General features: G+C 43.0%; 20 protein-coding genes. 16 read left to right on the forward strand and 4 right to left on the reverse strand.

What is annotated here, in order from left to right; genetic code table 11:
• The first annotated feature begins 186 nt into the window (after positions 1-186).
• The 6 genes from dinG to ACYFDN_RS05575 all read left to right on the forward strand — a co-directional run bounded on the left by dinG (position 187) and on the right by ACYFDN_RS05575 (position 5619).
• Positions 187-2211: an ATP-dependent DNA helicase DinG gene (dinG, locus tag ACYFDN_RS05550; protein ID WP_483510250.1), complete on the forward strand. Its 2025-nt coding sequence runs from the start codon at positions 187-189 to the stop codon at positions 2209-2211.
• Complete coding sequence (locus ACYFDN_RS05555) at positions 2211-2990, forward strand: TSUP family transporter (RefSeq protein WP_016401150.1); 780 nt, start codon at positions 2211-2213, stop codon at positions 2988-2990. The genes dinG and ACYFDN_RS05555 overlap by 1 nt, the downstream gene beginning before the upstream one ends.
• Positions 2978-3586: a primosomal replication protein PriC gene (gene priC / locus ACYFDN_RS05560; RefSeq protein ID WP_483510252.1), complete on the forward strand. Its 609-nt coding sequence runs from the start codon at positions 2978-2980 to the stop codon at positions 3584-3586. Before ACYFDN_RS05555 ends, priC begins: the two co-directional genes overlap by 13 nt.
• Before the next feature lie 3 nt (positions 3587-3589).
• Positions 3590-4366 (forward strand): YccT family protein, encoded by a 777-nt coding sequence (locus ACYFDN_RS05565; RefSeq protein WP_483510254.1) that lies wholly within the window; start codon positions 3590-3592, stop codon positions 4364-4366.
• Between the two features lie 74 nt (positions 4367-4440).
• Positions 4441-4602 carry a pleiotropic regulatory protein RsmS gene (gene rsmS, locus ACYFDN_RS05570; protein WP_016401153.1) on the forward strand — a complete coding sequence of 54 codons (162 nt, stop codon included), beginning with the start codon at positions 4441-4443 and terminating at the stop codon, positions 4600-4602.
• 273 nt (positions 4603-4875) lie between these two features.
• Positions 4876-5619, forward strand: coding sequence for an outer membrane protein OmpK (locus tag ACYFDN_RS05575; RefSeq protein ID WP_016401154.1), 744 nt, complete (start codon positions 4876-4878; stop codon positions 5617-5619).
• 48 nt (positions 5620-5667) lie between these two features.
• Here the strand turns inward: ACYFDN_RS05575 and ACYFDN_RS05580 are convergent, their stop codons facing one another.
• Together ACYFDN_RS05580 and ACYFDN_RS05585 are read right to left on the reverse strand one after the other, a co-directional pair.
• On the reverse strand, positions 5668-8724 hold the full coding sequence (locus tag ACYFDN_RS05580) for an AAA family ATPase (RefSeq protein WP_483510257.1): 3057 nt from the start codon (positions 8722-8724) through the stop codon (positions 5668-5670).
• A complete protein-coding gene (locus ACYFDN_RS05585; RefSeq protein WP_483510259.1) occupies positions 8724-9863 on the reverse strand; it encodes an exonuclease SbcCD subunit D in 1140 nt (379 codons plus the stop codon). Before ACYFDN_RS05585 ends, ACYFDN_RS05580 begins: the two co-directional genes overlap by 1 nt.
• Positions 9864-10074: 211 nt before the next feature.
• On the opposite strand from ACYFDN_RS05585, the gene ACYFDN_RS05590 reads away from it, so the two are divergent.
• From ACYFDN_RS05590 to ACYFDN_RS05615, 6 genes are all read left to right on the forward strand, one after another.
• Complete coding sequence (locus ACYFDN_RS05590) at positions 10075-10302, forward strand: hypothetical protein (RefSeq protein ID WP_220718200.1); 228 nt, start codon at positions 10075-10077, stop codon at positions 10300-10302.
• Positions 10302-10934, forward strand: a complete 633-nt coding sequence (locus ACYFDN_RS05595; protein WP_152782410.1) for a DUF2959 domain-containing protein — start codon at positions 10302-10304, stop codon at positions 10932-10934. Before ACYFDN_RS05590 ends, ACYFDN_RS05595 begins: the two co-directional genes overlap by 1 nt.
• A gap of 111 nt (positions 10935-11045) precedes the next feature.
• A complete protein-coding gene (locus ACYFDN_RS05600) occupies positions 11046-12710 on the forward strand; it encodes an EAL domain-containing protein (RefSeq protein ID WP_483510260.1) in 1665 nt (554 codons plus the stop codon).
• Positions 12711-12813: 103 nt separating this feature from the next.
• Positions 12814-13254 carry a dCMP deaminase family protein gene (locus ACYFDN_RS05605; RefSeq protein ID WP_016404080.1) on the forward strand — a complete coding sequence of 147 codons (441 nt, stop codon included), beginning with the start codon at positions 12814-12816 and terminating at the stop codon, positions 13252-13254.
• 538 nt (positions 13255-13792) lie between these two features.
• Entirely contained in the window at positions 13793-15040 is a 1248-nt protein-coding gene (locus ACYFDN_RS05610) for an alginate lyase family protein (RefSeq protein ID WP_483510261.1), read from the forward strand.
• Between the two features lie 68 nt (positions 15041-15108).
• On the forward strand, positions 15109-15864 hold the full coding sequence (locus ACYFDN_RS05615) for an oligogalacturonate-specific porin KdgM family protein (protein WP_338621508.1): 756 nt from the start codon (positions 15109-15111) through the stop codon (positions 15862-15864).
• A gap of 64 nt (positions 15865-15928) precedes the next feature.
• Here ACYFDN_RS05615 and ACYFDN_RS05620 read toward each other — a convergent pair whose 3' ends face one another.
• Positions 15929-16363, reverse strand: a complete 435-nt coding sequence (locus ACYFDN_RS05620) for a DUF4174 domain-containing protein (protein WP_483510263.1) — start codon at positions 16361-16363, stop codon at positions 15929-15931.
• A gap of 356 nt (positions 16364-16719) precedes the next feature.
• Here ACYFDN_RS05620 and ACYFDN_RS05625 point away from each other — a divergent pair, with 356 nt between their 5' ends.
• Entirely contained in the window at positions 16720-17508 is a 789-nt protein-coding gene (locus tag ACYFDN_RS05625; protein ID WP_483510264.1) for a PEP-CTERM sorting domain-containing protein, read from the forward strand.
• A gap of 68 nt (positions 17509-17576) precedes the next feature.
• On the opposite strand, the gene ACYFDN_RS05630 is transcribed toward ACYFDN_RS05625, so the two are convergent.
• Positions 17577-19718, reverse strand: a complete 2142-nt coding sequence (locus tag ACYFDN_RS05630; protein WP_483510265.1) for an alpha-amylase — start codon at positions 19716-19718, stop codon at positions 17577-17579.
• A 386-nt stretch (positions 19719-20104) separates the two neighbouring features.
• On the opposite strand from ACYFDN_RS05630, the gene leuC reads away from it, so the two are divergent.
• The 3 genes from leuC to ACYFDN_RS05645 all read left to right on the forward strand — a co-directional run bounded on the left by leuC (position 20105) and on the right by ACYFDN_RS05645 (position 23771).
• Positions 20105-21508, forward strand: a complete 1404-nt coding sequence (gene leuC, locus ACYFDN_RS05635; RefSeq protein WP_040307706.1) for a 3-isopropylmalate dehydratase large subunit — start codon at positions 20105-20107, stop codon at positions 21506-21508.
• 48 nt (positions 21509-21556) lie between these two features.
• Positions 21557-22174 (forward strand): 3-isopropylmalate dehydratase small subunit, encoded by a 618-nt coding sequence (leuD, locus tag ACYFDN_RS05640; RefSeq protein ID WP_016403980.1) that lies wholly within the window; start codon positions 21557-21559, stop codon positions 22172-22174.
• 94 nt (positions 22175-22268) lie between these two features.
• Entirely contained in the window at positions 22269-23771 is a 1503-nt protein-coding gene (locus tag ACYFDN_RS05645) for an alpha-isopropylmalate synthase regulatory domain-containing protein (protein WP_249483649.1), read from the forward strand.
• The last annotated feature ends 4 nt before the right edge of the window (positions 23772-23775 follow it).

The following is a 23775-nucleotide window of genomic DNA, read 5'->3' on the forward strand; positions in this document are numbered from 1 at the left end:
GAGTGGTCAAACTATAATCAGGCACAATAAAAGAATGTATCAGAGATAAAAACGTGATCTACATCTAACAGTATTTAAGCCAAGAATTTGATTTTTTTGCAGTACTTTATATCGCAACACTCATCTATAATACACAAGCTGAGAACAATCAGTCTTTACTAAGTTGTTAACAACATTGAGGAATTCATGTTAACAGAAAAAAATAAGAAACGAATTCGCCATTGGTATAATACTCTTCAGGAGCAAAACCCAACATTTATTAAGAGGGCTGCACAAAGTTCTCTTATTGCGCAAATAGCCAAAACAATTGCTGGGGACATTAATCGTAAACAACGGGTACTTTTAGCAGAAGCTGGCACGGGAACAGGTAAATCGCTAGCTTATTTACTGGCCTCTATTCCATTAGCCAAAGCCCTTAATAAAAAAGTTGTCGTTTCCACTGCAACCGTTGCCCTACAGCAACAGCTCATAGAAAGCGATTTACCCACTGTGCATAGAGCAGCAAATGGCGAGTTTGAGTTTGCCTTAGCAAAAGGAAGGCAGCGTTATTGTTGCGCCCATAAACTTGTAGCAGCTACAAGCACCGATTTAAGCCTCACCCCAAAACAATTAGATCTCACCAAAAGAATGGCGATTGCTTTACAGCAAGGTAAATGGGATGGCGACAGAGATAGCTGGCCAGGGCAAGTACCTTGGCAGATTTGGCAACATGTTGTGGTTGATACGCTAAGTTGCTCGGTTCAATCGGCTAGGCATAGAAGTTGTCCGTTTCATAAAGCGCGCAAAGGTTTAAAAAAAGCTGACGTTATTGTGGTAAACCACAGTTTGTTGCTTGCCGATCTTCATGCTGGCAGTGGTCATATTCTGCCGGCAGCTGAGGATTGCATCTATATATTAGATGAAGCTCATCAGTTTCCAGAGATAGCAAGAGAAGCTAGCGCTAAGCAACTAATGCTAAATCACGCATTGAAGGAGCTAGAGAACCTAAAGCTGTTCGACAAAGAATTAGCGAACATACTAAACCCAAATGCCATTGCAGGAAGCAGCCTAAAGCTAAAGGAAGCTTGCGCAGAACTAAACCGCTGCTTTAACAAACTTAAAGATGTTGCCAATGCGAATAAAGAATCTTTTGATAACAGTCAGCATTGGCGCTTCGCACTAGGAAAAACACCCTCGGCAATTATTAACCTAGCCAGTAACTACCATAAAGAAGCCAATAAGCTCAGCAATAGTTTGCAGCATTACGCTGGGGTTATCCAAGAGAACGTTGCCAACAATCAAATGAAGTCTGCCCAGGCTGAAGCCTTACTGAGTAGATTAAGCATCATGCAAAGTTTAGCTGAGTCTTGGTTGGAGGTGTTGTTTAGTTATGCGAACGAAAACAACCAAAAAAACTATGCCTTTTGGTTTACTCGTAAAGATAAAGAAATACAGCTTTGTAGTTCACCAATAGAAATTGGTGGTTTACTGCAACAGCTGCTGTGGCAAGATGCTTTTTCGGTCATAGCCGTATCAGCAACACTTAGTGCTCTAGGTAACTTCTCCTATTATGTAAACCAAATTGGCTTACCTAAGTTAGCCAGTGAACAGCTCATAAAGCTGCCTTCTCCTTTTAACTACCAACAGGTTATTTTAGAGGTTCCGAATAATATCGCCGAGCCAGATCATCCAGAATTTGCCAATAATGTTGCTGAAAAGATCATCGAAGCTCAGCACAATCAAGGCGGCATATTGGTACTTTGTAACTCTTATCGTTTAGTGGATAAAGTCGCAGAGCAATTAGAAAAGCAGAAGCTAGATAACCTTTGGATTCAAGGTCAATTAACCAATCAGCAAATACTGGCAAAACACCGACAAAGCCGCCAACAAAATCAAACCAGCACTATTCTAGCAACTATCGGCTTTAGCGAAGGCATCGACTTACCCGGTGATCTATTAACCGACCTTATCATTGCTCGCCTCCCCTTTGCAGTTCCTACAGAACCAGTAATGGCTAGCCATGCCGAGCTGCTTGAAAGTCGCAACCAAAATCCGTTCATGTTGCTAACTTTACCTAGCGCCAGCAGAAAACTAGTACAGAGCTGCGGAAGACTAATGAGAAAAGAAAGTGATTCAGGTAGAATCGTGCTGCTCGATAGTCGACTCACTACTCGTCGATACGGCAAGCAACTATTAGCTGCATTACCACCTTATAAAAGAAGTGACCATTGATGTTAGAACTGGGACTCGACCCTTCTGTTTTAATCCTTATCGTAGGCATAGGCCTAACAGCCGGTTTTATTGATGCTATTGCAGGAGGCGGGGGCCTATTAACCATTCCCGCCTTACTAAGCATTGGCTTACCTCCTCACATTGCCTTAGGTACCAACAAGCTTGCTGCGAGTTTTGGCTCAAGCACCGCTGCATGGACATTTTATCGCAAGCAACTGTTTAACCCGGTGTTTTGGCTTTGGAGCTTTGTTGCTACCGCAATTGGCGCTTTTGCCGGCACCTTTATCGTAGATTTTATTAGTACCGAGTGGTTAGAAAAGCTATTACCTCTAGTAATTATGGCAACCGCGGTTTATACCATCCTAAATCGTAAACAAGCCGACGGCCAAGCAGTGCTTCCCAAAGCAGACAAAAAACTAACTAAACAAATGCTTGGGCAAGGTTTAAGCTTAGGCTTTTACGATGGTGTTGCCGGTCCAGGTACCGGAGCTTTCTGGACGGTATCGTCCATGGCCTTATATAAGATGAACATTTTATTGTCCTCTGGCCTAGCAAAAGCAATGAACTTCACCAGTAACTTTGTTTCCTTTATTACCTTTGTATACTTAGGCCATGTAAATTGGGCAATTGGTTTAACCATGGGCGTAAGTATTATGCTTGGTGCAGTTGTTGGCGCGCATTCTGCCATTCACTTTGGTGCTAAATTTATTCGTCCGGTGTTTATTACTGTGGTAATGGTTATTGCTGGTAAACTGGCTTGGCAAGCATGGTTGAGTTAGAACTTGAAAAGTTGGCGCAAAAGCTTCGACAACTAAAGGAGCAAGCCGAACACCGAGATTTGCAAGGTGAACGCAGCGCATACGCAAAAACCGCAGTTCTTGATGAGCGATTTAGCTGTCGTAGTGATCTGTTTAGTGACTATGTTAGCGAGCTTGAACAAGACCTCCTTCAAATAAGTCGCTTAGGTAAAAAAACCAAAGACATAGAATTGCTCAAACTATACTGCGACCGATTTGTAGGTAAATTTGCCATGCTGCAAGGTAAAATTAACCAGATAACTCGCAAACAAAAACAACGCTCCATTCCCCAGCAGCAGCGGATCCAGAGTTGGCAAAATCGCTTAAATAAAGTAATGAACTCTGGCGATCAAAATCAACTGCGCGAAAAGCTCAATCAACAAAAGCAATTTGAAGCGCAATTAGAACAAAAAATTGCAGAAAAAAACCAAGTACTTAATCGTAGTAATATCAAGACAGATACTGCTAGACTAAGCGCGGAGATCCTCAGCTTAAAAAGTCGTTTAGGTGAGTGTCAAAAAACCACTTGGAAACTGGAACAGAAAATAAATCAGTTAGAATCACGCTTTAAGGAGTAATTCATGCGATTCTTTGGGAAGACTGTAAGCTTAACATTTGCTTGTATTGCAAGCTTCAACGCCTTTGCCGCGAGCTTTTCTACACCTAGTCACTTTGAGATTATGTATGTAGATAAACAGTCTACTGGTGTACTTAGCCTTAGCAAAACTAGCGCCGACTTAAATGCTGGTCCTCATCAAGTTGTGGTTCGCTACGCAGACAACGTAGGCTCTAACAGCAATTCAGAAATTATTAAGTCAACGCCCATCGTTATCAACTTAAACGTTAAAGATGGCCAAGACATCGTTTTAAAAGCTCAACAACCCCGCAGTATTAGCAAAGCCAAAAAATTTGCTGATAAGCCAAGTTTTAGTTTAAAAGATGAAAACGGTGGTTCTGTAGACTCAAGTTATTATCTTCTGCCTTTAAAACCAGGTATGCAGTTTTCTCGTGATTATTTAGAAGAGATTGCAGCCATTGAAGCTAAACAAGGTACAGCGGCTCCAGCAGCAGCTGCCGCCACAACCACTGCCGTGGTAGCTAAAAACGACACTCCAGCGGCAAGCTCTACAAATAGCAACAGCAATACCACTGCCGCAGTAGCAACAACCGCAGTAGCAACAACCGCAGTTGCAGCTACAGCAGTAGCAGCCTCTAACGATAGTCCAGCTGCAGCGAGTAACGATGTAGCAGTTCCTGCAGGTGACAATACCGAATTACAAATGCTGCAATTTTGGTATCAGCGTGCCGATGCAGCTACTCGTAAGCAGTTTCAAATTTGGGTAATCCAACAGCAATAAAAACCTAACTAATACTGGCCTGAGTTGTGTCAACTCAGGCCATTTTCCTATAGCTTTAACTCTCCCGGATCTCTATGTCTCTTAACTCCGCTCCAAAACACATTCAGTTGGCTGTAGATTTAATTCAATTACTTGAAGAAAACCACATTGAGCCAGAGCTCGCGCTTAAAGCACTAGAAATAGTGAGCCAAGACTGCCAAAAAAAACTTGCAGAACAAGCAAAACCAGAAGATTAAACTCAAAATATCCTCACAAATTTAACTTAGTGCTCAACAATTAGCCTAAGAGCCTGAATTTTAGATATTTGTCACTTATATATTTTTATTATTTTTTTGTGAAATACCAAATACCATAAACATATTTGGTTAATAAGATTTAATTGACCAATAAGTGAGCGGTTTTTTGTGATCCAAATCAGAACTTTAGTTCCCTTCCACTATAAACTTTCTGCCGAACTCAAAACAAAACACACACGGTAATTCACTTAAACGTGAACAAGGAACTACCCTATGAAAAAAATTGCACTACTTTCAGCTGCCGCTCTTTTAGCCAGCGCGCCTGCCAGCGCCGAGTATCTTTACGGTTTTGGTAACATCAGCGTAAACTACTTAGATTGGTCTAAAAACACTCAAGACCGTACTGGTTTCCAAGAAGATTTTGCTTACCTTGAATTAGAAGGTGGCGCAGGTTTTGATTGGGGTGAAGTATACGGCTTCTTCGATCTAGAAAACGTTCAAGATGGAAGCGATGAACTACGTACAGCGTATAAAGGGACTATTGCTTACAAAATCGCTGATACTGATTTCCGTTTATACGGCCAACACTACGCAACTGACTCAAAAGGTTTTGCTGCAAACAACACTGTACTAGGTGGTCAATACCGCTTCCAAGGTGACGGTTGGTTTGTTACTCCTTGGGTTGGTGCTCACATGACTATCACAAACCCTTCTTGGAACGACGGTTTCACTGGTTTTAACGGTGGTATGTTCGGTTGGACCGCGGTTTACAACTTTACCGCTTGGGACCAAAAATTCTGGATCTCTAACTGGCACGAATCTGAATTTGCACGTAAGTCAGATTACACCGACGTTTCTGGCGAAACTGATGATGTATCAATGAATGGTGCATTAGCATTTTGGTGGGATGCCACCGAGCACGTAACTACCGGTATCCAATACCGTTACGCTTACAATAAGCTTGGTACTGTAGGCAACCAAAACGCCTTCATCTACTCACTACGTTACAACTTCTAAGTTTGTATGTAGTTGAGCGAAAAGCCAGGCATTGCCTGGCTTTTTTGTTTAAGGGAGGTGTAACTGAGTAGTGCTACCAGATGAATGCTTAAGCACATCTATACGGCTGGTAATTTGTTCCTTCATTTCAGACACATGGGAAATCACCCCCACCATCCGGCCTGCACTTTGCAAATCCACCAAAGTTCGAATCGCCAAATCTAATGACTCTTGATCCAAGCTACCGAAACCTTCATCAATAAACAGAGTATCTAGCTTTATGCCACCCGCATAGGCTTGTACCACATCAGACAGCCCTAACGCCATGGCTAGCGCCGCCATAAAGCTCTCGCCACCGCTTAGGGTTGCGACGGAGCGTACTTTAGAAGTGTAGCTATCTTCCACTTCTAGCTCTAAGCCAGAGGCTTTGTTGCCTTTCGCCCGTTGCTCTTTGCGAATAAGCTGGTAACGCCCTTTACTCATAACGCTTAGCCGCTGGCTGGCCTGCAGCAATACGTCATCCAGCAAAACACTCAATACAAAGCGCTGCAAACTCACTTTGTTACCGGTTTGACCGTTAGCCACATCGGCTAAAGTGCCTACTACTTGGTATTGGTCAGCCAGAGATTGGGCATTCTTATCGGCTTGATTTAGCTTGTTTTGAATCTCTAACAAACTTAACTGACGATTATTGAGCTTGTTCCACTCAGCATCTGCTAAATCTTTTTGTTCTAGCAGCTTGTTAAGCGCTTGCGCTAACTCTTCGAGATTTTGCTGCTTTTTACCCTTTAGTTTGACCTTCAATTGCTCTAATTGCGCAGACACTGTTGTTAAGTCGCTATGATAATCTTCTAGCTCCTTTGCAAGTGCTGCCATTTCATCATCACTAATCAAGGCCATGTTAAAGGCGCTTTCATTGGCAAAACTAGACTTTGCTAATTGTTCAGAAAACGTAGCTTGCGCTTCACTTAAAGCTTGCTGAGCGAGCTGCAGCGCCTGTTTTGCTGCTGTAGCTGCCGATTGCTTAGCACTTAAGTCTTCACGAGCGACATTGTGTTGCTCGTTTATCGCTGCAATAGATGTCTTAAGTTGCTCAATTTTCTGGTGTTGTAAGTTTATTGCTTCATCAAGAATTGACGGCTGCTGAAACTTCTCGGGTAGATTTTGCTCAGCACTTTCACGCTGCCCCTGCAACACATCTAACTGGCTTTTGGTTTGCTGATATAAGTCTCGCGCTTGCTCTACCTGAGCTTGCAGCTGCTTCTCTGTTTGCTCTGTTTGCTCAAGTTGTTGTTGCTGTTGTTTAGCATGTAACTGAGCCTGTTGAGTGGCGGCCAAAGCTTGCTGTGCAGCATCCAGTTCTGCGCGAAACTGTTGCAAGGAGGTTGCCGCTTTATCTCCCAGTTGCTGGCTAAGGTTCTGTTGTTGATTTAGCCATTCGCTCTGCTTGGTTTTTAAGGTTTTGTAGTGCTGACGCGCTTCTTCTAGTTTATCGCGCGCGATTTGCTCATTGTTACGTGCCTGCTCTACATCATTTTCGCTGGGCAATGCTTGCTGGCTCGCCGCAAGTTGAGGATGCGCAGTACTGCCACATACAGGGCAAGCATCACCAGCCTTAAGTCGTTGCGCCATGATAGCTGCTTGGCCTTGGTGCCAAGTTAGTTGAACCTGATTCGCCTGCTGCTGAGCTTGCTCGTAATGAGCTTTAAGCTGCTTACCTTGCTCAGCAGATTGTTCAACTTCCCGTTTATTCTCACGTAGCTGTTGATTGAGTTTAGCTAAAGAATCAGCCTGCTCAACATACTGTTGAGCTAAACCTAAAAGCCGCTGTTTTTCCGCTTGGGTTTCCGCCAACTGGCGACTGCTGGTAAGTTGCTCGCTCAAAGCGGCTTTACTGCTAACTAAATCTACCAGCTGCTGCTTTAACCCCTTGCCTTGTTCTGCTTGGCTATCTAGTTTTGCTTGAGCAGCAGTTTGCTGCTGCTTAAGCTTTTCTAGCTCTTGAATCAGTGGCTTAAAGTTTTGTAGCGAAAGTAAGCCTTCTTGAGCTTGCACAAATTGCGCTTCTTTCTCTGGCATTTGCTCCACTTGCTGCAGAGCTTGCTGCAAGTTTTGTTGAGCCAAACTTAATGCCGATTCACCCTGGCTTTGTGCCAAACTGGCTTGCTTAGCCTCGTTAAAACGCTGCACTTTTGCCGTATCAAAGGCCTCAATAGCCTGTGCGGCTTTGGCTTGTTCTAAGCGAGTTTGCTTTTCGCTAATATTGGCTTTTTGTTTGTTTAAAGCACTTAAAGATGTTTTGAGACTAGCCAGTAAATTAAAGTCTTCGTCGAGTAGTTTGGCCGCTTCATAGTCTTTATTTGCTGCTGAATACTGAGCCTCAGTTTGCTGTTTTAGTTCTAAGGCTTGCTCAAGTTGCGAGCTTAACTGGGCTAACTCTTCGCTTAAATCACTTTGCTCATTTAGATCTGCACTTTGTAAAATACCTTCGCGAATATTTTTTTGCTCTAAGGCTTTTGTGCGAATGCTAGCCGCTTGGTTTTTAAGGCTATCTTCAATTTTTCTGTATATATGCGTTTGAAACAATTGAGAAAATATTTTTTCCCGCTCTTTCGAGTCAGCCATTAACAGCTGACGAAACTTGCCCTGCGGCAAGACCATCACTTGGCGAAACTGGTCGGCATCTAAACCGGTAAGCGCTTCTATCTGACTATTGGCTTCAGACACTTTGGCGGGCACCAACAGCTCTTCACTGCCATCATCATTAACTAAACTTAACTGTGCTTCGGGCTTTTGCTGGGTATAACCATCACCTGACTTCTTAAGGCGTGCTTGTTCGGGCACGCGACGAATTTTATAGCTCTTCGCCCCTAGTTCAAACTCAAAAATCACTTCAGTTAGTAGGGCTTCATCGGCCAAATCACAACGCATTTGTGAAGCTTCGCGCTCGTCACCAGTGCTCTTTCCATACAAAGCGAAACACATGGCATCTAAAATGGTGGTTTTACCTGCGCCAGTAGGGCCATTGAGCAAAAATAGTGGGTTTTGACCGAGTTGGCGAAAATCTATCAACTCTGTTCCAGCAAAGGGGCCAAAGGCGCTCATGCGTAAAGTAATTGGGCGCATTATTGGTCTCCGCGGTGCAGTTGGTCGATAGTTTGCTTTAACAAGGCTTGCTGCTCAGCGCTTAGCTCATCGCCAGATACTTGGGCAAAAAAGTCGGTGAACATGTCGTATTCACCTTTTTTTATGTGCTCTCGATTAAGCTCAAGCTTATCTGTATTCGCCATCAAGCCGGTTCGTTCAAGGTGCAGAACATTTGGGTATACTTCGCGTAGCTTTCCCATGGCATCTAAAATGGCCGACTTATCTAACAAACGCACCATTAGATAATCATCTTGTTGACTATCGGCGCTTCCGCTAGCTAATAATTCGTCGAGATGACCTTCTATAATGCGTACGTCTCGCTTAGCGTTTAGAGCAATCAGCTCTATTTTGCTGTCGTCTTCAATGAGCTCAACCAAAGTCACAGACTTAGCCTGATGCTGCTCGCTAAAGGAATACTTTAATGGAGAACCGGAATAACGTATCTGCTGCGAGCCCTTATATTGGGGCCCATGTAAATGGCCTAGGGCAACATAATCAAAGTCGCTAAATAGCTTTGGAGAAATCTTGTCGGCCCCGCCAATGCTAAGTGGCCGCTCTGATTCTGACTCATCACCGCCATCTAAAAAGCAGTGAGCAATCACCACCTTTTTTAAGCCTTCACTATCATGTTGTTTAACTTGTTCAACCAGCACTTGCATTGCTTCTTGATGGCTAGTTGCTTGGCACTCAAATACTTCGCGCACGGTCGCTGGTTCAGCATAAGGGAGCGGATAAAACACCACTGATTCACCATCTTTGGCGGCAAGCTTAATGGCAGGAATTTGTTGACCTAAAGTACCACTAATATAAAGGCCACTTTCACGCATTTGTCTCGATGCAAAAGCTAGGCGCTGCGCGCCGTCGTGATTTCCAGCAATCAGTATCACAGGGATGTTTAGCTGATTAACGAGTTTATCTAGGGTGTCATCAAGCAGCTTAACAGCATTACTGGGTGGCACAGAGCGATCAAATACATCACCGGCTACGATCAACGCATCCACTTGTTGCTGTTGGGCAATTTGAATAATTTGCTCTAACACATACTCTTGATCTTCTAATAAAGACTGATTGTGTAACTGGCGCCCAAGGTGCCAATCAGAAGTGTGGAGAAATTTCATTCAATATCCGTAAGTTAAACCAGAAACCAGCACAAGTGCTTTACTAATTGCAGTGCCAGCATTATCGCCAAGCCATGCTTTTAAGGCAACGAATATACGCATTTGACACCAAGCAAGCTGTCAAAGAAATGAATTCGTCAGCGAAACTCGCATAGCGCCTTAGACTCTGGCAACATACAATTATTGTTTCGAGTTAATTCAAGGAAGAACAGTGTCTGATCAAGGTTCTACTGGCAACGTGCTTGCCGCTATTTGTAGCTTTTTTATCCCCGGTTTAGGCCAATTAGTTCAAGGCAGAATTCTGTCGGCGTTGATGTTTTTTGTAATAACTGCTGCAGGCTACGCGCTTTGGTGGTTAATTGTACCCATTGTGATTGCGGTGATCGTTCATATTTGGGCAATTATTGACGCAGCGAGATTTACACCAGGGAGTAACTAATGAGAATTTTTAGCATATTATTATTGCTTACAGGCCTTGTTGCTTGTGAATCCACCTATTACTCCGCAATGGAAAAGGTTGGCTACCACAAACGCGAGATATTAGTTGACCGAGTAGAAGATGCACAAGAAAGCCAACAAGATGCACAGCAACAATTCACCTCGGCTCTTGAACAGCTAAAAACCTTAACTAATTTTGATGGCGGCGATTTAGAAGATGTTTACGATGAAGTAAATGCCCAATATAAAGACTCTAAAGCAGCAGCCGAAACCGTAAGTGAACGGATAGATGAAGTAGACAGTGTTGCAGAAGCACTTTTTGATGAATGGCAAGATGAGTTAGAGCAATACCAGTCAGCCAGCCTAAAAGCAGAAAGTAAGCAGCAGCTTTCAGATACGCGTAAACGTTACGCCGCCATGCTCAAAGCCATGCGCAAAGCTGAAGCGCAAATGGATCCCGTTCTTAGTCGTTTAAACGATAATCAGCTTTACTTAAAACATAATCTAAATGCTCGAGCCATTGGCGCGGTTGGCAAAGAGTTTTCTCGATTAGAGCAAGAAGTTGCCGACGTAATTAAACAAATGAGCAAAGCGATAGCCGAATCTGACAAATTCATCGCAAGCATGAAGTAACTAAGTTACAAGGCTACAAGTCCTTCTTTTGTAGCCTTTTATTTGCCTTTTCTACTATCAATCCCTTCTTACCAACAGCTGTAACATTTCTTTCATAAAAATGAAGTAAATTTGCCACTCGAAATTATTTTTGAACTAAGCAGCACAATAGCTAAGCGCTTAATTTCTGTTGCAGGCCAAGGTACTTTATTGATGTTTTGTCGGATTAAACAGCTACAGCTTAAGCCTGCGTTATTTGCGCTACTTTGCAGCCTGTTTCCCATCATCATTAGTTATTTTTGGATTGTTGAAACCAGCAAACAACAAAGGCGAGAAGCTTTTAATCACGACTATCAAATAACCTTCAACAACATTAGTCATAACCTAAAGGCCATTGACCAGCAGTTTGAGCAACTCTCTCATGTAAGCGAACAGTGCCAAGAAGATACTTTAATCGCCTTGCGCAAAGTTCACTTTAAGATCTCTTACATTGCAGAAATGGGCTTGGTAAGCCAACACGGCAAATTGCTGTGCTCCAGCTGGGGGAAGCTAGATCCTCCCATCGACGTACTTAAGCCAATTAATTCTAAAGTGTTGCGCTACTTTGGGCCTCTCGTTCTAGAGTACACCAAAGAACCAGCCATGGTTGTTGCCAAAACGCGCCCCGATGGCAGCGAAGTTAACGCAGCAATACCGTTAGAGGTATTCCGTTCATTTATCGAAGATACCAGCCAATCTAGTGACATCGTCGCTTTAAGCGACAGCCAAAATGGCACTCCCCTTTTTGTAAGTGGTAGTTACAGCTTGCCGCTAAACTTAAATAGCCCTTTGTTCCCATTACAACAAAGTAAAACCAGCGGTTTTGCACAATTTGACGATGACAGCAATAAATATTTTGTTAGCGAAGTTTTTCCTGCACTGCCAGGCTTAGCCCTCGTTGCCAGCCGCCCAACTTCGGAACTATATAAAGGTGTCTACTGTTTAAGCCTAGTGCAGTTGAGCATGTATACCCTACTGCTATGCTGCACGGTGTTCTTGGTATACCGACATCGCAGTCAGCGCCTTAGCCAGCGTTCTCGGCTTAAGCTAGCACTTAAAAACCACGAGTTTATAAACTACTACCAAGCTATTTTTGACACAAGGAACAGCCAGCTTGTCGCGGTAGAAGCGCTTGTTCGCTGGATGCACCCGGTAGATGGCCTGCGTTACCCAGATGCTTTTTTGCCCGATATTGACCGCTATCGCTTGCAAGTTGCTCTTACCGAACAAGTGATCAGTAACTTAAAGAATGACCTTCACTCGTTGTTAGCCAAATGTCCTCAGCTAAAAGTGAATATCAACATCACTGGGCAGCATTTAAAAGACGCATCTTTTATTAAACAAGTGCTAAGCGCACATGCCGATTTCCCTAACTTGTGTTTAGAAGTAACCGAAACCGAACTGGTAGAAATAGATTCTCCTCAGGTGCAACAGTCGTTGCAGAGCTTAAAGGAGCAAGGCGTTAAATTGGCTATCGACGATTTTGGTACTGGTTATGCCGGCCTACAATATTTACAACAACTGCCCTTAGATGCCTTAAAAATAGACCGCAGTTTTGTGGTAGCCATTAACACCAATTCTCCACAAGCCAAAGTACTAGATGGCGTAATCGACTTAGCCTTAAACCTAAATCTGCAAATAGTGGCCGAAGGCGTAGAGAATCAGCAACAAGCAAATTACCTTATTTCTAAAGGTGTTTATTTACACCAAGGTTGGCTCTATGGCAAACCACAGGCTATTAACAAATTTAGCGAGTAAAGATTGGCTGTATTGCTTGAGCTGTTTTTTGTAATGTTTATCAATACTTGCAAGCCAAGGCGTTCAACCGCACAATAGCCGCGTTAACGAAGGAGTAAAACAAATGGTTTCTAAATGGGCTAAGCGCTTTTTTCAAATGGCAGAACTCGTGGCTTCTTGGAGTAAAGACCCCTCTACTCAAGTGGGGGCCGTCATCACCGAGAGTAACCGCATTGTTTCTTTAGGCTTTAATGGCTACCCACACGGCATATCTGACAGCGCGGAAACAGACAACAGAGAAATGAAACTGCTTAAAACCTTGCATGCTGAAGAAAATGCAATTCTGTTTGCCAAACGAGATTTGTCTGGCTGCGAGATTTGGGTTACTCACTTCCCCTGCCCTAACTGCGCCGCAAAAATTATTCAAACAGGGATTGCAACCGTGCATTGCCCAGAACAATCTGAAGACTTTTTATCGCGCTGGGGAGACAAAATTAAAGTTAGTGAAGATATGTTTAGCCAAGCAGGTGTTGCTGTTGATTGGTTGCCGCTAAATCAAAACTAGTCTTTCATATTTTTAGGGTTGTTGCTTCGACAGCCCTTTGATATGTAGTACAAAATAGAGAAACAGAGTCTACTTTTAGGCTTACAAAGCCTTTGTCATTATCTAATCAACACTATTAATAAATCCATACAAAACCGTTTTTAGTTTTAGCCTTTAACAAGATTTAGCCTTGATAAGCATTACGAAAATCAGTCACTTATATCGATGCCTTTAATAGCTTTTACTCTTATTCCAATCCAATAAATAAACTATTCAATAACTTATAATCTTACGAAAAAGTGTTTTTTCAGCTAAGTTTCTACTTTTCCCTCAACATCAGTTTGCTGTTTCAATTCTCCCTTAAACAAGGTTGATTAGCTGTTTAAGCTCACATTTCTTTACGCTAAACCTCATCTAGCCCACAGTTTTTAACCTTTTTCTTTTAATCATACAAAAATATTTAATAATCTGATCGGGTTCACAGATACAAATCCAAAATCCCAATAGCATATTTGTATTACATTAATACTAGTAGCGAAGTCACCTCTAAGGACTAATGATGACAAGTTATAAACCTTTAGCTTTTGCAATTTGTATCGCAACCAGCTCAAGCGCTATTGCAGCCGAATTTGTATTTGTGAAAGAAGAAGTATTAAAAAACAACCGAGTATTGCTGCATTCTGAAAATGCTCCAGCAACTATGACTCAAAGCTATGAGCGTTTGTTAGAAGAAGCAAAATACGCCACCAAAGCAGGTCGATTTTCGGTGACCGATAAAGGGATGACTCCTCCTAGCGGTAACAAAAACGACTATTTAAGCATTAGTCCTTACTGGTGGCCTGACAAAAATAAAGCTGATGGCCTTCCTTGGAATCGTATTGATGGCAAGGTAAATCCCGCATCAAAAACTAGCGAAACGGATTCTAAACGTTTAGGTAAGTTTACCCGCTCTGTAAGAGCCTTAGCTATAGCCTACTATTTTAGTCAAGACGAGCAATATGCAGAAACGGCTATAGATTACATTCGCACTTGGTTTTTAAACCCTAAAACACGAATGAACCCAAACATGAACTATGCCCAAGGTGTGCCGGGCCGAGCTGAAGGACGCCGCGGAGGAATTATTGATTCACGTTCATTTGCAGACAGAATGTTAGACGCAATTGCAATGGTGTCTCAGTCTCCCGCTTGGACAGAAGCAGACGAGAACGGCATTAAACAATGGTATGGCGAATACTTAGATTGGCTGCTCACCAGTGAGTTGGGCGGTGGTCCTAAAGGTGAAGCCTATGCTGAAAACAATCATGGCTCTTGGTATGACTTGCAAGTTGCAGGCATCTCCTACTTTTTAGGCAAAGAATCAATTGCCATGAACGCGGTAGAGAAAGGCAAAATGCGTATAGACAGTCAGTTTAGAGCCGACGGCACTCAACCACATGAATTAGCGCGCACTCGCTCTTACCATTACAGCTACTTTAATTTAGATGCTTTATCTGGTGTTGCTCAAGTGGGCGAAAAAATTGGCATAGACCTATGGAATTATGAATCTCCTAATGGGGGTTCATTAAAAAAAGGTATCGAGCTGTTAGCTCAATATCAAGACAAAGCAGAAGACTGGCCTTACCCGCATAAAAAAACTCCGCGAGTAATGCGCATGATGCCAATTTATCGTAAAGCGGCCCTAGGCATGAGTGACCAAACCTTATTGGCTCTCTCAAAGTCAGGTGAGTTTTCTCAGTTTACTGTTAAAAAGAATCTCGCCGAAATTTGGGCTGAACGAGATATAGAACTGTTATACCGAAAACAATAACAACTACCCTAAATCCCTAAATAAAAACTAGGCCTGTTAAAGGGCCTTAACTGGAAATGGAATTTATCATGACAAAAATGAAAAGCCTTTCAATTGCAATTGGTGCACTATTAATCGCAGCACCTGTAGCTGCGGGTCAATTAGATTTTCGTAGTGAATACAAACACGAAACAGAAGCTCACGCCTACCGAATTAAAATCGGTGATTCAACTAAAGTAAGCGATGCTGGTCAATGGAACTACAGCGTAGAGATGAAGTTCTTTAGTGGTAAGAAAGAAGACGGCGAGTACGGCGGTTTTCTTGAAAACTTACAACGTGGTGACTCAGAGTTTGACCTAAGCTACAAACACAAGTTGAACAAGAAGTGGTATATCCAACCTGGTATGCCAATTACCTTTGGTGATGAGCGCGTAACATATAAGCCGCAGTTTCGTGTAGGTTATACTTCAGATTTCGGTTTAAAAACTGCATTACGCTACCGCTATGAAATTCGCCAATATGCCGATGGTAAAGAAAACGGCGAGACATGGACTAAATCTAAAGTCACTCTAACTGGTGGTTACAAAGTTAAAAGCATGCCTAATCTAAAATTAGATTACGAAGCGAACTACTGGAAAAGCCATGAATACGAGTGGGACCCTATTTCTGGCACAGCAAAGGATCCACAATTCAACAATGGTGATGACAACTGGGACGCTGGTATCTTCATCGGTTACCAAATTGAAAAATGGCGTCCGTACGTAGAGTTTTGGAACTCAAGCGTTAGCTCTAAAACTGACCAACGCCAACTTAAAACCCGTGTTGGTGTTAAATACAAATTTTAAGCATTTCGTAAATATTTAGCTTTCCTTCTTTAAAGCCAAGCAGGTTTTCTGCTTGGTTCTTTTTTTATGCAGAGCACACACTAGTATTATTTAGCATTTCTTGTTTGCGCATCGGCATTGCATCAATAATTTCAAATACTTCCTGCCAATTGGTAGTCGCGCCCCAGCGGTGTTTTTCGTGACCATCTTTACCAATTAACACTGCTATGTGCTTGTTATCTTCTACCTTATATTTGTCGCGTAAATAAGAGACCCCATGGCTTGCTACTGGGCCAGTTTTGCCTAAAGCTTGTTGCGGTGTCATCACTACAACAACAAGATCTCGTTCTTGGATCTGGCAACGGTAACGCATTTCATCTGCCAAAAATTGTTCAACTGCGTGGTCTTGTTGTGGCGCAAAAAACAACACACTTCGATGCGCCCAATAGTCGCTGTCTAATGGATAAGACATAGCAACGCAACTAATGGATAACAACATAGCTGTGATTACTTGTTTCATAACAATTCCCCCATTCTCTGCTAATTAGAACGAAGCGTTAGGGGATAAAGTTCAATTTTTCGCCACTTTATAAATAGCCTGCTGGTCAGGATTTTTTACAGCAATAACTGGGTCTTTGTAAGTGGCTAATCTCAAAATGAAAAACCATCCTCTCAAGCTACAAGGGAGTTTATTTACAAAAACATTAATTAATATAATAAGTACAGCTCCCTGCTATTGGTAACAAAAGTGTCATTAATGTTTACATAATCCATTGATTTACCAGCCCACGCTTTCTTAAGTACTGATTTTTATAACTTTTACATCTTGGCGCAATTATTGATTTACAGGGTGTTCACTTTACAAAGGAATGCCTAATGCTAATCACTAGAAATATACTCACCGTAAGCTTGTTGCTACTCACCGCACCTGTTCAAGCAACTATCATCGCCTACGACATGGTAAACAGCAGTAGCCTTAATGTAGTCGATTATCAAAACCCATTTAGCCAACAATTTGTTAGTGATCAGGACGGCTTCGATAAATACCAAGCAGTTCCAAGTGCCAGCATTCCAAATAGCTTGATTGATTCAAGCTTAAGTAATCCAAGTGATAGCCTTGGTATTGTTGATTCTCAAACTGACCAAGAAAGCTTTTTTGGCGTAAGTGATACGCTAAATCCAAACAACCCAAGCGGTGATACGCAAACAACTTGGCAGTTTGATATTAGTGGTTTTTCCTTAAGTTCAATTTCTATTTCCATGGCTGCGATGGGTGATTTTGAATCATCTGATCACTTTAGTTTTAGCTATGCAATTGATGCTTCCCCCATTCAAATACTGTTTGCTAGTTCTGTTGATGAACAAGCCAACCAAAGCTACACCATGGCCAATGGGAACCAATACCTACTAAACGACCCTCTATCTATAAACGGTCAGGTGCTAAACAACCAATTCCAGCAACTTAGCCAGAGCCTAATTGGCAATGGTTCAATACTTAGCTTGTACTTTAACGCAAATCAAAATGGTGGGAATGAGGCATTCGCCTTTAGGGAGATTATCGTTAACGGAGAAAGTCTACTAGCTAGTCAAGTACCTGAACCAAGCAGTATTTGGCTGGTGCTATTGGGCTTAGTCGCGCTAAAGATGAAGCGCAGCCAGGTTTAAAGCAAATAAAAAAAAGCGACAGCATAGATTTACACTGTCGCTTTGCTATTACCGCTTATTTCTTGTTGTTATTGCTTTATTCCAGCAAATACCACAACCACTTTGTCGTCACCTTTGGTGCGACTAAAGGCGTAAGGTTGATCGCTTATCTTGTTATGTTCACCTGCACCAATGGCAACATGGCGGTCGCGGAACTGGCCCACTGTTTGCCAGTGTTTTACTAGCGCTTGGCGATCTGCTTCTTTAGCAATTTGCTCCCAGTTCATAAACGAACGGGTTGGAGAGTCGAAGGCATCCGATTGTGGCCCACGCGGTCTGCCGCTCTCATCACCATAGTACAATTGCACGCCACCAGGCATCATAAGTAATGCGGTACCGGCACCCGCTTGCAGCGGTAAGTCTTCATAGTTTGAGTAGAACAACTTGGTATCGTGCGAACTAATGTAAGTAAGCAAGTTAAAGGTTGGATCGCTGTTTATGTCTTTGGCATAGGTGGCATACATCTTTTCATTTTGAGCCAAACACTGCGATCCTTTAAGTGCTGCACTTTCACCAGCGTACTCAAAGTTAATTAGGCTATCCATACCGTTGTCGAAGTAAAAGTCGCGGTAAGCGCCGTGGTGCCATACTTCACCCACCATCCAAAATGGTTTGTCATCAATGGCTTTCTCTGGATTATTACTCTTCCATTCTGCTAAAGCGTCGGTAGCTGCATCTTTCAGTTTAGCCCACACTTCAGGCTCTACGTGCTTAACAGTATCAGCCCTAAAACCATCAATACCGTAATCTCGTACCCAGTTAGTATGCCATTCAACTAAGTAATCCAACACAGTGTAGCCTTCACGCTCTACTGCTTTGGTATCTTTTTTGTTTTTAAGAATCGGCGGCAAACCTACGTGTTTAGTGCTCTCAGTCAATAAGTCAGGTAAACCTGCTAGGTTCATGGTGATATCATCACCACCAGGTGCGGTGTAACCTGCCATGCCACTGCGGACCCAATCAGGTCCCCACCAGTTATCTACCCACTCGCTAGAGCTCCAACGAATAAAGTTATTATAGCGGTGCCAGTTGTGGCCTTTATCAAAATCAGGCTGCCAATCGGTCCACTTTTCTGGAACAGGAGCACCAGGAGCCATCGCGTTAATGCCGAAGGTTTGCATGTCATCCATGGTTGGATAACCCACGTGGTTAACTACCACGTCAACCAGCACTCGAATGCCGCGTTTATGTGCTTCGTCAACAAAGCGACCAAAGTCTTCTTCACTACCTAGGTTTGGATCGATTTTAGTAAAATCTAAAGCCCAGTAGCCATGGTAACCATAGAATGGGAAGCTGCCTTTATCACCGCCGCCCACGAAACCATGAATTTGCTCAACAATAGGCGTAACCCAAATGGCGTTCATGCCTAAATCTTTGATGTAATCCAATTTTGCGGTAATACCGCTAAAGTCACCACCTTGGAAGGTACCAATTTCCTGTTTACCATCGGCTTTACGATTCAGCGGGTAATCATTACTGGTGTCACCATTATTAAAACGGTCAGTCATGATGAAGTAAACGCTCGCGTTATCCCATGAAAACTCACTGGCTTTGGCATCTGCAGCTTCCAGCAACAAAATACCGCCGCTAGCAGGGTCTGGCAGCATGGTAACTTTACCATTAGCCACTTTCTGGGTTTGGCCAGAATAAAAGTCTTTAACGGTTTGACCATTTTTAAAGGTGGAGCTTACGTCAACCGTTACCGGCTGCCCATCCCAAGCAATACAATCAACCGCTGGTGGTTTACGTTTAAAGGTTGAAGCTTGCGCTTTGCGTGAAACTTGTAAGGTCGGTTTGTCGGCGTCTGAGTTATCTAAAATTAACTCATAGTTACCCGCAAACAATATTTTCAACTCGTAATACTGCTCTTCAGCACAATTACTCAAGTCGTGAGGTTTTGAAAAACGAAGTTTACTTTCTTCAGCAGGACCAAAACGTAAGCCACACTGCAAGCCTTCGTCAGAGATCTGAACTTTATAAGTCCCCTTCTCTAGCGGAACAGTAATTTTATATTTACTTTTTCCTGCAAATTTTAAGCGCTGCTCAACATTTACACCGCTATCGGCATAATTCATGTAAATAGGCGTTTTGATCATCGCTGCCGACAAGTTCGCCGAACCACCCGCCATAACAAGAGCCGCACTCAATAAACCTAGTTTAAAACCTTTCATTCAACCTCCATGGTATTTACCTATCGCAAAAAGCGCGCAAACACCTCGTTCAACTATTTGAAGTGATGAAAACAAAAGCTACTTAAGTTTTCACTAACAAAGCATGATTATTTGCGAATTTTATGACTGACAGCGCTTTCATTTGGCAAAACAGCACGTTCGCCGTCATATACACATTCATTGGCGCGTGCCCCTTGCTGCACCTGTGATGTTGTTTTATGATGTCGGGTCTTTATTGTGGTTATTTTTGCAGAATAATTCGCTTAAAAAACACAATTAGCAGACAGATAAAAGAAACAGTTTAAGTTAGTAGTATTCGCTTAAAGCTTGACTAAATAAATAAGAATAGCGCGAGTGAGAGCAACAGACAGGGTGTAAAGGAAGCCATGAAAAAAACAATGTACGAAAAGATCTGGGACGCGCATGTAGTCCACGAACCAAAAGGTAGCGCATCTATCCTTTTTGTTGACCGTCACCTCATGCACGAAGTAACAAGCCCGCAAGCCTTTGAAGGTCTGCGTATGGCTAACCGCCCGGTTCGCAATCCACACAGCATTTTGGCCACTATGGACCACTGTGTTCCTACTAAAGCAGCCGACCGCGCTTCTTTGCCAGACCCAATCGGCAAAAAACAAATTGAAGTTATGGCGCAAAACTGTGCCGACAACAGCATCAACTTATACGATATGAACAACGCCAATAACGGTGTAATTCACATTGTTGTACCTGAGCATGGTTTTGTTCACCCAGGTATGGTGGTTTGTTGTGGTGATAGCCACACTGCTACACACGGTGCATTTGGTGCCCTTGCGTTTGGTATAGGTACCTCTGAAGTTGAACATATTATGGCAACTCAGACCATCCAACAGAAAAAATCTAAAACCATGTTGGTTAAAGTAGACGGCGAGCTAACTCAGTTTGCAACTGCTAAAGACATTGTACTCGCCATCATTGGTAAAATCGGTACTGCTGGCGGCACCGGTTACGTGATTGAATTTGCCGGTAGTGCAATTGAAGCCTTAAGCATGGAAGGTCGTATGACCGTATGTAACATGGCGATTGAAGGCGGTGCACGTGCAGGTCTTATTGCACCAGACCAAAAAACCTTCGATTTCTTAGAAGGCAAAGAGTTTGCACCTAAAGGCGAACATTGGGAACAAGCTTTAGAATACTGGAAGTCTCTAACCACCGACGAAGGCGCCGAGTACGACGCTGTAGTTGAATTAGACGCAGCAGACATTGCACCTCAAGTAACTTGGGGTACTTCACCAGAGCAAGTACTGCCTGTAGACCAGCCTATTCCTGACCCAGCCAAGATTGAAGACTCAATTAAATCATTAGCTGCTAAAAGCGCCCTAAACTACATGGGCTTAGAAGCAGGTAAGAAAATGACCGACTTCCCAGTAGACGTGGTATTTGTTGGTTCATGTACCAATGGCCGTATTGAAGACTTCCGCGCTATTGCAGAAGTGTCTAAGGGCAAAAAAGTAGCACCTGGTGTTCAAGCTATCGCTGTACCGGGTTCTTACCCAGTAAAAGAGCAAGCTGAAAAAGAAGGCATTGATAAAGTGCTTATCGAAGCTGGCTGGGAATGGCGTGAGCCGGGTTGTTCAATGTGTTTAGCGATGAACGGTGATTACCTTCAACCTGAACAGCGTTGTGCATCAACTTCAAACCGAAACTTCGAAGGACGACAAGGCAAAGGGGGGCGTACCCACCTTGTATCACCAGCAATGGCAGCAGCAGCGGCCGTTGAAGGTAAGTTCGTCGATTTACGTAATTGGAAATAATGTAAACACGTTGATTAATCAATGTGAGTGAAATTTTTGGAGTTTATTATGCAACCATATAAAAAACACAGCTCAGTTGCTGCGGTAATGAATCGTAGTAACGTAGATACCGACCAAATCATTGCTAAGCAGTTTTTGAAAAAAGTAGAACGTACCGGTTTTGGTGTTCACCTTTTTCACGATTGGCGCTACCTAGAAGATGGCTCTGACAACCCAGAGTTTGAATTAAACCGCCCTGAATTTAAGGGGTCTAAAATCCTAATCGCCGGTGATAACTTTGGCTGTGGTAGCTCACGTGAGCACGCACCTTGGTCAATTGCCGATTACGGTTTTAATACAATTATTTCAACTAGCTACGCTGACATTTTCTTCAGCAACTGCTTTAAAAATGGCATCTTGCCAATCATTGTTGATGCAGAAACATTACAAGCATTAATGGATGAAGTAGAAGCCGCACCTGGTATTTCAATTACTATCGATTTAGAGAATCAAGTAATTCAAACTCCAGCCGGTAAAGAAGTAGCGTTTGATGTCGACCCATTCCGTAAAGAGACTTTATCTAAAGGCCTTGACGACATTGGTTGGACTTTAAAATTTGAAGACAAGATCTCTGAATTTGAAGCCAAACACAAACAACAACTACCTTGGTTGTGGCCAAGCGCATAGTTGCAGCTAGGCGCTACTAAGGTAGCGCCTACTCTTTAGCTAACTTCTTTACTGCGAGACATGGTTTATGGAGCAAAACCGCTCAATACAACTCATGGACACTACCCTTCGCGATGGCGAACAAACCCAAGGTGTGTCTTACTTCCCCCAAGAAAAAGTCAGTGTAGGTAAAGCCCTACTCCAATCCTTAAAAGTTGATCGTATCGAAGTAGCCTCTGCACGTGTTTCAGACGGCGAAAAATCTGCGGTACAACAGCTTACCGACTGGGCTAGCAACGCAGGACACCTACATCAAATCGAAATTCTTGGTTTTGTTGATCACACCAAAAGCGTTGATTGGATTGTAGAATCGGGCGCTAAAATCATTAACCTACTGACCAAAGGCAGCTTAAACCACTGTACTAATCAGCTAGGTAAAACCATAGAGCAGCATATCGCCGACATTAAACAAACGGTGAGTTATGCCCAAGCCCAAGGCTTAAGCGTAAACGTCTATTTGGAAGACTGGTCAAACGGCTATGCCGATAGCCCAGACTACGTATACCAGCTGGTCGACGCACTTAAAGACTTAGGTATAGAACACTTTATGTTGCCAGATACCTTAGGGGTAATGGCACCAAAAGAAGTGTTTGATAGCTTAACTGACATGATTGAGCGCTTCCCAAGTATTAAGTTTAACTTTCACCCGCATAACGATTACGGTTTAGCCACAGCCAATAGCATGGCAGCGGCAGAAGCCGGCGTAGCAGCGTTGCATTGCACCATGAACTGTTTGGGTGAGCGCGCTGGTAATGCTTCGTTAGCCGAAGTGTCTGTGGTTCTTAAAGATAAGCTCGGTTTTCAGCTAAACATCGATGAAAAAGAAATTCACAATATTGCCAAGCTAGTTGAAAGCTTTTCAGGTAAACGACTAGCCGCTAATACCCCGATTGTTGGTGCAGACGTATTTACTCAAACCGCGGGTATTCACGCCGATGGTGACCATAAAGGTGGTTTATACATTACCGAGCTAAGTCCAGAGCGTTTTGGCCGAGAACGCAGTTATGCCTTAGGTAAAATGGCAGGTAAAGCCTCAATTATTAAAAACCTAGAAGCGATGGAGATAGAAATATCTCCAGAGAATCAGAAAAAGCTGCTCGACAAAATCGTTAAGTTAGGCGATCAAAAAGCCACTATCACACCTAACGATTTGCCGTTCATTATCGCCGATATCATGGAGAGCAATGACTTCGCCCATATTGAGTTACTTAACTGCTCAATTACCAGTGGGTTAGATTTAGAGTCTTCCGCCAACATTCGCCTACGCATTGGTGATAAGGTTTATAAGAGCTCAGGACACGGTAACGGGGGTTTTGATGCCTTCATGAAAGCACTCGATCATCCTTTAAGCGATTCTAAGCTAAGCATGCCAGAACTGATTGATTACGAAGTTCGTATTCCTCCAGGTGGCCAAGCAAATGCACTTACCGAGTGTGTGATTCAATGGGCCGATGATGCTAAGCAATTTCATACCCGTGGGGTTAACTCCAACCAGGTCTTTGCCGGTATTCAAGCTACCTTACGCATGCTAAATGTGCGTTTACACCAGCGCCAGTAACACT

This window comes from Agarivorans sp. D1326, assembly GCF_056958115.1.